We start from the raw sequence: 12,595 nt of genomic DNA, 5'->3' as shown, positions 1-12,595 counted from the left end.
CCCCAGCCCTCGGTCACCCAGACCCAGGCGGTCCGGCTCCCGGCGAACGGCCACGCGCCCCAGCCCGCGCCCCAGCAGGCTCCGCAGAACGCTCCCCGCCCTGCTGCCCAGGCAGTCGCGGCGACCGGTGAGCAGGGCGCCGTGCAGCCGCCGCGCCAGGTGCGGACGCCTCCCCCGGCGCACCCTACGACGGCCCAGCAGGCGGCGGTCCAGCCCGGCCAGGTCCAGCAGCGCCCCCAGCCGGGGCCGCGGCAGACCCCGCCGCTGCCGACCCGAGCGCCGGCGACCCGGGCTTCGGAGCCGACCACCCCGCCGGTCCCGGCCGGTCAGCGCGGCCAGGTGCCCCCGAGCCAGGGCTGACCCGCTCCTCGTCCGGCGCCGACGGCCCCCTCCGCTCCGGGTGGGGCCGTCGTCGTCCCCGGTGGCCGTGGCCGGGCGGACGTGCCAGGGTCGGTCGCTGACGGTAGTCGGGTGGCCCCGGAGCGGAGCCTGCCGGTGCGTGGGACCGCCCGCCCCCGGCGGCTCCGGGCCAGGGCCGACGCCGAGTCGCGGGAGGAGCAGCACCGTGTCCGAGTCCCCGGCGCTCCGGACACCGCCGACGGCGACCCACGGCGCGCACGCCGCAGCTCCCGACGACCGGTCCCCCGCGGCGGTCTCCGGCCCGCCGACCGTCCCGGGGCGGCACCGGGCCGCGGCGACGGTCCCCACCCGCAACGGCAGCGACCGCAGCGGGGTGCTCTGGCCGCTGGCCGCCCTGGTCGTGGTCGGGCTGGTCGCCGCCCGGGGCCTGCGCGGCAGCACGCTGCCCGAGGACGGCGCGCTCGCCGGGCCGGCCGCGGCCCTGCTCCGCGGGGTGAGCGGACCGGACGCGCTCTCCCCCGCGGGCCTCGGTGCCCTGCACACCGCGGTCTACGCCACGGTGACCCGTGCCTTCCAGCGCCACGCCACCCTCGTCGGTGCCGAGCGCGAGCTGCTGCTGGTGCTCCTGCTCGGCGCGGCGGTGCTGCTCTGGCGCACCGCCCACCGGCTCGACGTCCCCCACGGGGCGTGCGCCGTCGGCGTCCTCGCCCTCGGGGCGCTGCCGGTGTTCGCCTCCCTGCACGCGACGGCCACCCCCGCGGCCTTCGCCGTCGGCTGGCTCGTGCTCGCCGGCTGGGTCGCCGGCTGGGCGTCGACGAGCCGGCGACCACCCGCCGTCCTGCCCGTGCTCACCGTCCTCGCCGCGGTGCTGGCGGTGCTGCTGGCCCCGGACGCCCTGCTGCTGCTGACCGCGGGCGGGACCGCCGCGATGGTCCTCGCCGCCCGCACCCCGGGTCGGCGGATCCGCGCGGCGCTGGCCGGCGTCGTGCTGCTCGGCCTGCTGCGGGTGCTGGTGCAGCGGTGGGACCCGCAGGTCGCGGACCCGCAGCGTTGGGGTGGGACGCCGACCCGGTTGGTCGTGGTCACCGCCGTCCTCGTCGCGGTGGGCCTGGCGGCCGTCTGGCGGCTGCCGAGGTCCCGGGCCGCCGGTGCGGCCCTGGTGGCCACCGCGCTGCTGGCCGTGGCCCCGCCGTCCGGCCGGCTGCCGGCGCTGCTGCTCTGCCTGCCGCTGGGCGCCCTGCTCCTCGGCGCGCTCGCCGCGGCAAGCGCGGAGGCCGTCTCCGCCCCCGCGCTGCGGGGACGACCGCGGGCGCTGCTGGCGGTCGGCGTCGTCGCCGGGGTGCTGCTGCTGGGCGCCGGGACGGCCGCCGCGGCGGACCTGGCCAGGACGCGGTCCGACGACTTCGGTGCCGCGGCCACCCGGGACCTCGTCGGCTGGTCGGCGGAGCAGCTGCCGGACGGCGCCGTCCTGCGCACCTCGCCCCGGCTGGCGGCCGAGCTGGTGCACGCCGGCGCCGACCCGGCCCGGGTCCGCGCCAGCGGCGACGCCCCGGGGACCGCGTCGACCGGGGCGGAGGGCCAGGTGCTGCAGGTGCGGCAGGGAGCGTCGGACGCGGGTGGCCCGGTCGTCGCCCGGTTCGGCGACCTCGCGGTGGTCGACCCGCAGGTGGTGCCGCCGACCCCCCAGCAGCTCACCGCCCGCCGGGACCTGGCCGCCGCCCTGCTGGCCAACCCGACCGTCGCGGTGCCGACCGCCGACGCCGACCGGATGGCCGCCGGGCAGGTCGACCCACGGCTGCTCACGCTGCTCGCCTCGATCGGCGCCCAGGACGGTCTCGAGCTGGTGGACCTGCCGGCGGTGCCCGGCGAACCCGCCGACGCCGCGCTCCGCCGGGTCGTGCTCGGCTCGGTCGGCGGACGCCCGCTGGCCGACGACCCGGCCGCCGGCACGCGGCTGCGCCGCTGGCTGGACGCGCAGCAGGAGCCGTTCCTGCCCGACCGGGTCGCCGACGTCGACGGTGGCCTGCTGATCGGCTACACCCGGGCGGCCGACCCCGACGCGCTCGTGACGCCGCCCGGCGGTCGATGAGCGACGCTGGGGATGCGGTACAGCCCGTGATCGAGTACACCCGCACTGTGAAGCAGCGACCCGCGAGGAGCCTCATGTCCCGGCCGACCCGAGGGCCGCTGCTCGCCCTGCTCGTGGCGGGGCTGTGCGCGCTCGGGCTGCCGGCCGCGGCGGCGGCGCCCGCCGCCTCGAGCGACACCGGGCTGCTGCGGATGATGCACCTGTCCCCGGACACCCCGTCGGTGGACGCCTACATCGACTCGGTGTCCGACCCCGACGTCGGCGTGGTCCTGCCTGCGGTGAGCTACGGCGACGTCTCCCCGTACCAGGCCGTGCCGGCCGGGACCTACACGGTGAGCGCCCGCAAGGCCGGCGCCGCGGCGGACACCCCACCGGCGCTGGCCACGACCGTGACGGTCGCCGCCGGCCAGGCGATCACGATCGCCGGCGTCGGCCTGTTCGCCGACCTGGGCTTCGCCGTGCTCACCGATGACCTGACGCTCCCGCCGTCGGGCCGGTCCCGGGCCCGGGTGATCAACGCCGCGGCGACCGGCTCGCCCCTGGAGCTGGCCCTGGACGGCACCAGCACCCTGGCCCAGGGGCTCGAGTTCGCCCGCAACACCGACTACGTCGACGTGCCCGGCGGCGCCGGCACCCTGACCGTCACCCCCAGCTCCGCCGCGCCGACCGACCTGCCGGTCACGCTGGACGCGGGCTCGGTCTACACGGTCGTCGTCCTCGACCGCAGCGGCGGCGGGCTGACCGTCACCGCCGCGCTGGACGCGGCCAGCCCGGGCGTCGTCCCGGTCGGTGGGGTGGAGGCCGGTGCCGGCGGGACGGCGACGGACGCCGGACTGCCCGCGGGCCGGCTCGCGGTCGCCGCGCTGGCCGTGCTGGCGCTGCTGCTGACGTCCCGGGTGCGGCTGCCTCGCCGGGGGCGCCCGGCGCGGCACGCCGCCTCCTGATCGGCCCCCGGGTGCGCCCGCTGCCCGGCCGCACCGCCGGCCGGCACCACCGGCGGTCCCGTCGGTCGCTCACCGGGCTCCGCTGGTCCCTCGTCGTGGTCGCGGTGACGGCCGTGGCCCTGGCGCTGTCAGCCCCCGGGGCACCGTCGTCCAGCGCCCGGGCACCGGTCGGCACCGACCCGCCGGCACCGGTCGTGGTCGCCGCACCGGCGGCGCGGACGGTGGCCGCACCGGTGCGGGTGACGATCCCGGCGATCGGGGTCGACAGCGCGCTGACCGGCATCGGTGTCGACGCGACCGGAGCGCTGGTCCCGCCCGCTGACTACTCGCAGGCCGGCTGGTTCACCGCCGGCCCGGTCCCCGGCGAGGTCGGCCCGGCGGTGCTGGCCGGGCACGTCGACGACCGCAGCGGCCCGGCGGTGTTCTCCCGGCTCGAGGACCTCGCGCCCGGGGACCGGGTGGTGGTCACCGACGGCGACGGGCAGGCGCACACCTTCCGCGTGACCCGGGTGGCCGCCTATCCCAAGACCGACTTCGCCACCGCCGAGGTCTACGGCCCCACGGCCGGCCCGGAGCTCCGGCTGATCACCTGCGGAGGCGCGTTCGACCGCTCCCGCCGCAGCTACACCGACAACGTGGTGGTGTACGCCCGCCTTCAGTGACGTGTGCCGCGGGCGCGCCAGCAGGCGGTGTGCCAGTGCCGTCGCCAGTCGGTGGCCGACTCGGTGTCCCAGGGGTCGAGGTCGGAGTCCCGGGTGTAGGCCGGCCAGGTCACCACGTGCGGCGTCCCGGGCCGGATCTCCTGGTCGCAGCCCGGGCACCGGTAGGTCTTGTCGGTGGCCGCGCCAGTGAGCGGGCGCACCACCCAGTCGCCGTCCGCGGCCTCCTCGACCGGCTGGGCCGCCCGCCGGGCCGGCGGCGGACCGGTCCGGCCCCGGCGGGAGCCGCCTCGGCGCCCCACGACCTACCGGCTCGGGTGGTCGCGGAACCCGCGACCGGCCGTGCGGCCGAGGCGGCCGGCGGTGACCAGCTGGCCGAGCAGCGGCGCCGGGGCCAGCCCGGGCTCCCGGGACTCGGCGTAGAGCTCCCGCTCGACGGCCAGCGCGACGTCCAGGCCGACCGCGTCGAGCAGCGCGAAGGGGCCCATCGGGTAGCCGCAGCCGAGCTCCATCGCCGCGTCGATGTCGTCCGCGGTCGCGTAGTGCGCCTCGAGCATCCGCACTGCGTCGTTGAGGTAGGGGAACAGCAGCGCGTCGACGACGTGGCCGGCCCGGTCGGGACTGCTGACGGTCGGCACCCCGAGGGCTGCGCAGAACGCGTGCCCGGTCGCTGCGGCATCAGGTCGCGTCGACACCGAGGACACGACCTCGACCAGGGTGGCCGTGCTGGTCCGGCCGGCCTGGTGCAGTCCGATCACGTCGGCGGGCCGACCGCTGGCCGCCGCGCAGATCACGACCGGGGGCGTGGCCGACGTCGTCGCCAGCACCGCGCCGGCGCCGGTCGCCTCCCCCACCGCGGCGAAGACGTCGCGCGCCAGCTCCGGCTCCTCGGCCCCGGCCACCAGCACCAGCTCGGCGTCGGCCAGCTCGTCGACCTCCCCGGTCCAGCGCACCCCGCGCCCGCCCTCCGGCACCCGCTGGGCCAGCAGCACCGGGACGTCGCGACCGCCGTCCGGGAGCCCCGCGAGCAGTGCGTCGGCCGCCTCGGCCGTCGCGCCGACGACGACGACCCGCTGGACGGGACGGGCGCCCGCGGTGACGTCACCGGCGGCGGGGGTCTGCGCGTCGGGCACGACCTCGGCGGAGTCGCGGCCGGCGTAGGTGTAGAAGCCGCGGCCGGACTTGCGGCCGAGCAGCCCCGCGGTCATCAGCTGCCTGATCACCGGGCTGGGGGCGTGCAGCCGGTTGCCCGACTCCTGGTGCATCGTCACGAGGATCTGGTGGGCGGTGTCGATGCCGATCAGGTCCAGCAGCGCGAGCGGGCCCATCGGCAGGCCGCAGCCCAGCTGCATCGCCGCGTCGACGTCCTCGCGGCTGGCGTAGCGGTCCTCGACCATCGACGCGGCGTGGTTGAGGTAGCCGAACAGCAGCGCGTTGGCGATGAAACCGGCCTTGTCGCCGATGGTGACGCCGACCTTGCCCAGCCGGGCGGCGAGCGCCTCGACGTCGTCCACCACGGAGGGCTCGGTGACCACCGTGCGGACGATCTCGACCAGCTTCATCACCGGCGCCGGGTTGAAGAAGTGCATCCCGATGACCTTGCCGGGGCGGCCGGTGGTGACCGACAGCTCGGTGACCGACAGGCTCGAGGTGTTGGTGGCCAGGATGGTGTCTGGCGGGCAGATGGCGTCCAGCGCCGTGAGCACCCGGGCCTTGAGCTCCATCCGCTCCGGGATCGCCTCGACCACGAGCTCGGCGACCGCGAGGTCCGCCATGTCGGTGGAGAAGCGGATGCGGGCGAGGACCTCGTCGCGCTCGGCGGCCGCCAGCCTGCCGCGGGCCACCGCCTTGCCGGTGGACCGCTCGAGGTGGCCCCGGCCGCGCTCCACCGCGTCGTCGCTGACGTCGACGGCCGTCACGGACAACCCGGCCCGGGCGAGCACCTCGGCGATGCCGGCACCCATGGTGCCCAGCCCCACGACGCCGACCTCGCTCAGTTCTCTGGCCACGCGCGCAGTCTCCCATCCCCCGCTGACCCCGGCCCCGCTGCAGGGCGGCGCAGGAGCGCCCTGCGTCAGAAGAGGCGGGCCGAGGGGTCGTCGGTGCCCTTGAGGACGGCGTAGTCGACGGTCACGCACTCGATGCCCCGGTCGGCGGCGAGCACCCGGGCCTGCGGCTTGATCTCCTGCGCGGCGAACACGCCCTTGACCGGCGACAGCAGCGGGTCGCGGTTGAGCAGCTCCAGGTACCGGGTCAGTTGCTCGACGCCGTCGATCTCCCCGCGGCGCTTGATCTCCACGGCAACGCATGCGCCGGCGGCGTCCCGGCAGAGCAGGTCGACCGGGCCGATCGCGGTCGGGAACTCCCGGCGCACCAGCGACCAGCCCTCGCCGAAGGTCTCCACGTGCAGCGCCAGCAGGCGCTGCAGCTCGGCCTCCACGCCGTCCTTCTGCAGACCGGGGTCGACGCCCAGGTCGTGCCGGTGGTCGTGCTCCACCGACTCGATGGTGATGACGAGCTGCTCGCCGGCCTTGTTGGTCACCGTCCAGGTGCCGGCGCCGTCCACCAGCTCCTCCTTCAGGGAGCACGGCGGGCTCATCCAGTTCAACGGCTTGTAGGCACGGTCGTCGGCGTGGACGGACACCGAGCCGTCGGCCTTGACCAGCAGCAGCCGGGTGGCGAGCGGGAGATGAGCGGTGAGCCGTCCGATGTAGTCCACGGAGCAGCGGGCGATGACCAGACGCACGGACGGCGACGCTACCGGGTGGGACCGCGGTGGCCACCGGCGCGTCGGGCTGCGCCGACGGGGTCCTCCGTCAGTCGGTCCAGACCGGCCGGCGCTTCTCCAGGAACGACGTCATGCCCTCGACCGCGCCCGGCAGCTGGCTGGCCGAGGCCATCACCTCCACCGCCACCCCGTAGGCGTCGCGCTCGGGGCGGTCGAGCTGCGCGTACATCGTCGTCTTGCCCCACGCCTTGCTCGCCCGCGAGCCCCGGGTCGCCCGGGCCATCAGGTCCGCGACGGCGTCGTCCAGCTCGTCGTCGGGGACGACCCGGTTCACCAGGCCCCAGTCCAGCGCCGTCCGGGCGTCGATGACGTCACCGGTGAGCGCCAGCTCCATCGCCCGCTTGCGGCCGACGTTGCGGGCGATGGCGACCATCGGGGTGTGGCAGAACCAGCCGCCCTTGCCGCCGGGCGCGGCGAAGCCGGCCGACTCGGCGGCCACGGCGAGGTCGCAGGAGGCCACCAGCTGGCATCCCGCCGCCGTCGCCAGCGCGTGCACCCGGGCGACCACCACCTGCGGCACCGACTGGAGCGTCTCCATCAGCTCGGTGCACAGCGCCAGCAGGCTGCGCACCTCGGTGACCGGCCGGCCGGCCACGTCGGCGAAGTCGTGCCCCGCGCTGAACACCGGGCCCTCCCCCGCCAGCACGATCCCGGTGGCGTCGCTCTCCCCGGCCGCGGTGACGGCAGCCAGCAGCTGGGTCAGGTGCTCCCGGGACAGCGCGTTGCGCTTGGGTCCCCTCGTCATGGTGAGGCGGAGAGTGTCGCCGTCCCGCTCGGTCCGCGGTGCGCCGTCGCTGGTCATGCCGCGACCCCACCACGTCGCCGCCCGGCGGGCAACGCCCGGGCGGGAGCCACACTGGTCAGGTGACCGCTCCCGAGCCCCTGACCGCGACCGCCCCGCGGCCGGTGGGGCGCACCGTCTTCACCCAGCAGTGGCGGGACCTGACCTTCCTCCACTGGGCCGTGGACCCCGCGGTGGTGGCACCCCTGCTCCCACCGGGCACCACACCCGACCTCCTCGACGGTGTCACCCACGTCGGCCTGATCCCCTTCCGGATGCGGCGGATCGGCTTCTTCGGAGCCCCCGGTCTGCCCTGGCTCGGGTCGTTCCCGGAGACGAACGTGCGGCTGTACTCCGTCGACGAGCAGGGCCGGCGGGGCGTCGTCTTCCGGTCGCTGGAGGCCTCCCGGCTGCTGCCGGTGCTCGCCGCCCGCTGGGTCGCGCGGCTGCCCTACACGTGGGCCGGCATGCGGGTCACCCGGGACGGCGACCGGCTCGGCTACACCTCCACCCGGCGCTGGCCCGGGCCCCGCGGCGCGCACAGCCGGATCGACGTGCGGGTCGGCGAGCAGCTGCCCCCGGGCGACCCCCTCGGGACGTTCCTGACCGCCCGCTGGGGACTGCACCGCCCCGGCCGACGAGGCCCGGTCTACTGGCCCAACGAGCACGCGGAGTGGCCGCTGCACCGCGCCGAGCTGCTCACCCTCGACGAGTCGCTGCTGGCCGCGGCCGGCCTGCCCTCGGTCACCGGGGCGCCGGACAGCGTGCTCTTCTCGGACGGCGTGGCGGTCCGCTTCGGTCCGCCGCAGCGGTGGTCCACCGGGAGCTGAGGGCCGCCGCGGCGACATCTGGTCGCAGACGTTCCGCTGCGGCCCCGGCTGGGCGACAATCCCGGCGTGAACGGGATCCCGCCGTCCTCCGCTCCGCCGTCCATCACCCTCTCCCCGACCTGGCTGCACCGCGTCCTCGACTCGGCCCGCACCAGGCTGGGCATGGAGGTGGCCTGGATGTCGACGTTCGCCGAGGGCACCCAGCGGATCCGGGCGGCGAGCGGCGAGCTCGACGCCATGCACGTGCGCGAGGGCATGGAGCCCTCGCTGGAGGGCTCCTACTGCGTCCGGGTGCTCAGCGGCCAGCTGCCGCCGGTGGTCACCGCCGCCCGCCGCAACCCCCGCACCCGCGACCTGCCGGTCACCGCTGAGCTCGGCATCGGGTCCTACGTGGGCGCGCCGGTCCGGGCACCGGACGGCCGGCCGATCGGGATGCTCTGCTGCCTCAGCCGGGACGACGGCGCCCAGCTGGACGGCGCGGCCTCCCGGACGCTGGAGCTGCTCGCCGACCTGATCAGCGACCGGCTCGCGGAACCGGCACCCCCGCCCCCCGCCGACCCCGGCGAGCGGGTGCGCGCGGTGCTGGCCGAGGGCGCGGTGGTCACCCACGTCCAGCCGGTCGTCGAACTGGCCACCGGCGCGACCGTCGCCTACGAGGCGCTCGCCCGGTTCCCCGACGTGGCGGGCGGGCCCGCCGAGCTGTTCAGCGACGCGGCGCTCGCCGGGCTCGGGGGTGAGCTGGAGGAGCTGGCCGCCCGGGCGGCGCTGGCGGTGGCGCCCCGCCTCCCGGCCGGTCGTCCGCTGGGCGTCAACCTCTCCCCGCAGGCCCTGCTCCGCCCGTCGGTGACCGAGCTGCTGCTCGCCCACCGGCACCTCGACCTCGGGGTCGAGGTGACCGAGCACAGCCCGGTCGAGGACTACGACGCCCTGGTGGCCGTCCTCGGGGTCCTCCGGGCGGCGGGCGTCCTGCTGGCCGTCGACGACGCCGGTGCCGGGTACGCCAGCCTGCGGCACGTGCTGCGGCTCCAGCCCGACGTCATCAAGCTGGACATCGCCCTCGTCGCCGGTGTGCACACCGACCTGGCCCGGCGGGCGCTGGTGGCGGCCATGGTGGGCTTCGCCGCGGCCACCGGCGCCCGGCTGGTGGCCGAGGGGGTCGAGGAGGCCGCCGAGGCGGCCACGCTGCGCGAGCTGGGCGTGGAGTTCGCCCAGGGGCACCTCTACGGGCGGCCCGCCCCGCTGCTGTGACCCGTCGGGCGGACCGACATGATCGGTGGCACGGCGTCGTCGAGGCAGGGAGCAACGGCATGGAACCCGTTCGGTTCGGACTGGTGGGGTACGGCTTCGGTGGCCGCTGGTTCCACGCCCCCCTGCTCGCCGCGGCGCCGGAGTGTGCGTTCCTCGGGGTGGTGACCACGTCGGCGGAGCGTCGCGAGCTGCTCGCCCGGGAGCACCCCGGCGCCCGCGCCTTCGACTCGCTGGCCGAGCTGGCCGAGGCCGGTGCCGAGGCGGTGTCGATCTCCACGCCGGCCGGCACCCACACGCCGCTCACCGACCAGGCCCTCGACCTGGGCCTGGCCGTCGTCTGCGACAAGCCGTTCGCGCTGGACGCCGCCTCGGCCCGGTCGAGCGTCGAGCGGGCCGAGCGCCTCGGCCTGGCCCTGTCGCCCTACCAGAACCGCCGCTGGGACTCCGACTTCCTGACCGTCCGCGCGCTCGTCGACCGCGGCGAGCTCGGCACCGTCACCCGCCTGGAGTCGCGGTTCGAGCGGTTCACCCCCGACCCCGGTCCCGGCGCCTCGGGCGGTGGCACCCTGCTGGACTTCGGCGCCCACCTCGTCGACCAGGCGCTCGTGCTGCTCGGTCCGGTCGCGCGGGTCTACGCGCAGTGGCGGGTCCGGGAGAGCGGCCTGGACGACGACGTCTTCGTCGCGCTGACCCACGCCTCCGGTGCGACCTCGCACCTCTACGGCAGCTGGAGCGAGGGCGCGCCGGGCGACCGGTTCCGGGTCACCGGCACCACCGGCAGCTACGTCGTCGGCGGGCCGATGGACGGGCAGGAGGCCGCGCTGATCGCCGGTCAGACGCCGGCCACCCTGGGCGCCGGCTGGGGTGCCGAGCCACCCGAGCGGTGGGGCCGGGTCCAGCGCGGCGACGAGAGCAGCACCGAGCCGACCGTGCCCGGCGCGTGGTCGGCGTTCTACCCGACGTTCGCCACCGCGGTGCGCGGCGAGGGTCCGCTCCCGGTCGAGGGCAGGGACGCGGTCGCCTCGCTGACCGTCCTGGACGCCGCCCGCCGCAGCGCCACCGAGGGCGTCGTCGTCGAGCTGTAGTGGAGTCCCAGCGCTCGGGAGACGATGCGCTGGGACTCCGTCGAGCGACGGTGGCACACTCGGCTGCACGACCCTGCGAGCGCGAGGAGGTGTGCTGTGCCGATCAACGCCGGGAGCCTGCACTTCCTCGTGGGGCCCGCCATCGCGCTGCTGGCCATCGCCCTGATCGGGGTGTTCTTGCGCTGGGCGTTCGCCTCGGGCTCCTCGGCGCCGCGGCAGCGCGAGGAGCTGCTCACCCCGGTGGCCACGCTGACCCGCAAGGAGTCGGCCCTGGCGCTGCGGGCTGTGCTCTCCGATGCCGGCATCCGGTCGACCATCCGCGAGCCGGCCGCCCACCGCGCTGACGTGCTGGTCTTCCCCGAGGACCTGGACCGGGCCCGGGCGCTGGCGCTCTCCTTCGGCGGGAAGTGACGGCCGGGCCGGCTGCCCGGCTCAGTCGGGTCGTTCGGTCCGCTCGATCTGCACGCCGACGCCGCGCAGCTGCTCGATGAAGTCCGGGTAGCCGCGGTCCACGTGCCGCACGTCCTGCACCTCGGTGACCCCGTCGGTGAGCAACCCGGCCAGCACCAGCCCGGCCCCGGCCCGGATGTCGGTCGCGAGCACCGGTGCGCTGGAGAGCCGCTCCCGCCCCCGGACGACCGCGTGGTGGCCGTCGATGCGCACGTCGGCACCGAGCCGGACCAGCTCGTTGACGAACATGAACCGGCCCTCGAACACGTTCTCGGTGATGAGCGCGGTGCCGGTGGAGACCGCGGCCAGCGCCACGGCCATCGGCTGGAGGTCGGTCGGGAAGCCGGGGAACGGCAGGGTGACGACGTCGACCCCTCGGGGCCGGTCGGTCATGGTCACCCGCACGCCGTCGGCCTGCGGCTCGACCGTCGCGCCGGCGCTGACCAGCTTCTCCAGCGGCACGGTGAGGTGCTCGGCGACGCCGCGCTCGATCACCAGGTCCCCGCGGGTCATCACCGCGCCGATGGCCCAGGTGCCGGCCACGATGCGGTCCGGCACGGTCGTGTACTCCACCGGGCGCAGGTCCTGCACGCCCTCGACCGTGATCGTCGAGGTGCCGGCGCCCTCGATCAGGGCACCCATGGCGACCAGCATCCGGCACAGGTCGACGATCTCCGGCTCGCGGGCGGCGTTGTCCACGATCGTCGTCCCCTGGGCCAGCGCGGCGGCCATGACCAGGTTCTCGGTCGCCCCGACCGAGGGGAAGTCCAGCCAGATGGACGTCCCGACGAGCTTGGGCGCGGTGGCGATCAGGAAGCCGTGCTCGTTGACGACCGTTGCGCCCAGCCGCTCGAGACCGGCGATGTGCATGTCCAGACCACGGGAGCCGATCGCGTCACCGCCGGGCAGCGCCACCTTCGCCGTCCCGAGCCGGGCGACCAGGGGACCGAGCACGCTGATCGAGGCGCGCATCCGGCGGACCAGGTCGTAGTCGGTCTCCGACGACGGCTCCTCGGGCACGTCGATGAGCACCCGGCCGCCACCGCTCGGGCTGCCGCCCGCGGTCGGCGCGTAGCGCTCGAAGCTGACGCCGCACCCGAGCCGGCGCAGCACCTCGCTCATGATGGAGACGTCGAGGATGTCGGGCACCTCCTCGAGCGTCGTCCGCCCGGGGGCCAGCAGTGCGGCCGCCATGAGCTTCAACGCACTGTTCTTCGCGCCGGTGACCCGGACCCGGCCGCGCAGCGGCGTTCCACCGGTCACCTCGAAGCAATCCACGCAGCCACCCTACGGCGGCCCGGCTGGAGGACCCGACTGCGAGGCGGCGAGCGGTTGGGGGAAGCGGGGTCCTTCTCCTACGC

At 76.3% G+C, this 12,595-nt stretch carries 12 protein-coding genes and 1 pseudogene; 8 read left to right on the top strand and 5 right to left on the bottom strand.

Annotated features, from left to right (window positions below; translation table 11 throughout):
* The 4 genes and pseudogenes from FHL79_RS25560 to FHL79_RS16905 form a co-directional block, all read left to right on the top strand.
* Positions 1 to 360 (top strand): annotated as a pseudogene (locus tag FHL79_RS25560) (hypothetical protein); the annotation flags it as partial.
* 205 nt (positions 361 to 565) lie between these two features.
* Positions 566 to 2,449, top strand: a complete 1,884-nt coding sequence (locus FHL79_RS16915; protein WP_138759747.1) for a hypothetical protein — start codon at positions 566 to 568, stop codon at positions 2,447 to 2,449.
* 74 nt (positions 2,450 to 2,523) lie between these two features.
* Positions 2,524 to 3,393, top strand: coding sequence for a DUF4397 domain-containing protein (locus FHL79_RS16910; RefSeq protein ID WP_171058203.1), 870 nt, complete (start codon positions 2,524 to 2,526; stop codon positions 3,391 to 3,393).
* A gap of 11 nt (positions 3,394 to 3,404) precedes the next feature.
* Positions 3,405 to 4,055: a class F sortase gene (locus tag FHL79_RS16905; RefSeq protein ID WP_246080903.1), complete on the top strand. Its 651-nt coding sequence runs from the start codon at positions 3,405 to 3,407 to the stop codon at positions 4,053 to 4,055.
* Here the strand turns inward: FHL79_RS16905 and FHL79_RS16900 are convergent.
* The 4 genes from FHL79_RS16900 to FHL79_RS16885 all read right to left on the bottom strand — a co-directional run bounded on the left by FHL79_RS16900 (position 4,049) and on the right by FHL79_RS16885 (position 7,642).
* A complete protein-coding gene (locus FHL79_RS16900; protein WP_138759745.1) occupies positions 4,049 to 4,354 on the bottom strand; it encodes an Rv1322 family protein in 306 nt (101 codons plus the stop codon). The two genes, FHL79_RS16905 and FHL79_RS16900, sit on opposite strands and share 7 nt — an antisense overlap.
* Positions 4,355 to 4,357: 3 nt before the next feature.
* On the bottom strand, positions 4,358 to 6,061 hold the full coding sequence (locus FHL79_RS16895) for a 3-hydroxyacyl-CoA dehydrogenase family protein (RefSeq protein ID WP_138759744.1): 1,704 nt from the start codon (positions 6,059 to 6,061) through the stop codon (positions 4,358 to 4,360).
* A gap of 65 nt (positions 6,062 to 6,126) precedes the next feature.
* On the bottom strand, positions 6,127 to 6,798 hold the full coding sequence (nucS, locus tag FHL79_RS16890) for an endonuclease NucS (protein WP_138759743.1): 672 nt from the start codon (positions 6,796 to 6,798) through the stop codon (positions 6,127 to 6,129).
* Positions 6,799 to 6,868: 70 nt separating this feature from the next.
* Positions 6,869 to 7,642: an enoyl-CoA hydratase-related protein gene (locus FHL79_RS16885; RefSeq protein WP_138759742.1), complete on the bottom strand. Its 774-nt coding sequence runs from the start codon at positions 7,640 to 7,642 to the stop codon at positions 6,869 to 6,871.
* A 62-nt stretch (positions 7,643 to 7,704) separates the two neighbouring features.
* On the opposite strand from FHL79_RS16885, the gene FHL79_RS16880 reads away from it, so the two are divergent.
* The 4 genes from FHL79_RS16880 to FHL79_RS16865 all read left to right on the top strand — a co-directional run bounded on the left by FHL79_RS16880 (position 7,705) and on the right by FHL79_RS16865 (position 11,195).
* The gene (locus tag FHL79_RS16880) at positions 7,705 to 8,451 is read left to right on the top strand and encodes a YqjF family protein (protein ID WP_138759741.1); all 747 of its coding nucleotides are present in this window, start codon (positions 7,705 to 7,707) and stop codon (positions 8,449 to 8,451) included.
* A gap of 66 nt (positions 8,452 to 8,517) precedes the next feature.
* On the top strand, positions 8,518 to 9,699 hold the full coding sequence (locus tag FHL79_RS16875; protein ID WP_218938499.1) for a sensor domain-containing phosphodiesterase: 1,182 nt from the start codon (positions 8,518 to 8,520) through the stop codon (positions 9,697 to 9,699).
* 59 nt (positions 9,700 to 9,758) lie between these two features.
* Positions 9,759 to 10,784 carry a Gfo/Idh/MocA family protein gene (locus tag FHL79_RS16870; RefSeq protein ID WP_138759740.1) on the top strand — a complete coding sequence of 342 codons (1,026 nt, stop codon included), beginning with the start codon at positions 9,759 to 9,761 and terminating at the stop codon, positions 10,782 to 10,784.
* Positions 10,785 to 10,880: 96 nt separating this feature from the next.
* Entirely contained in the window at positions 10,881 to 11,195 is a 315-nt protein-coding gene (locus FHL79_RS16865) for a hypothetical protein (protein ID WP_138759739.1), read from the top strand.
* Between the two features lie 21 nt (positions 11,196 to 11,216).
* Here the strand turns inward: FHL79_RS16865 and murA are convergent, their stop codons facing one another.
* The gene (gene murA, locus FHL79_RS16860; protein ID WP_138759738.1) at positions 11,217 to 12,512 is read right to left on the bottom strand and encodes a UDP-N-acetylglucosamine 1-carboxyvinyltransferase; all 1,296 of its coding nucleotides are present in this window, start codon (positions 12,510 to 12,512) and stop codon (positions 11,217 to 11,219) included.
* Positions 12,513 to 12,595: the final 83 nt, after the last annotated feature.

Origin of the sequence: Modestobacter altitudinis (assembly GCF_005930475.1) — a bacterium.
GTDB classification, from domain to species: domain Bacteria; phylum Actinomycetota; class Actinomycetes; order Mycobacteriales; family Geodermatophilaceae; genus Modestobacter; species Modestobacter altitudinis.
This window is presented reverse-complemented; position numbering and strand designations above follow the sequence as displayed.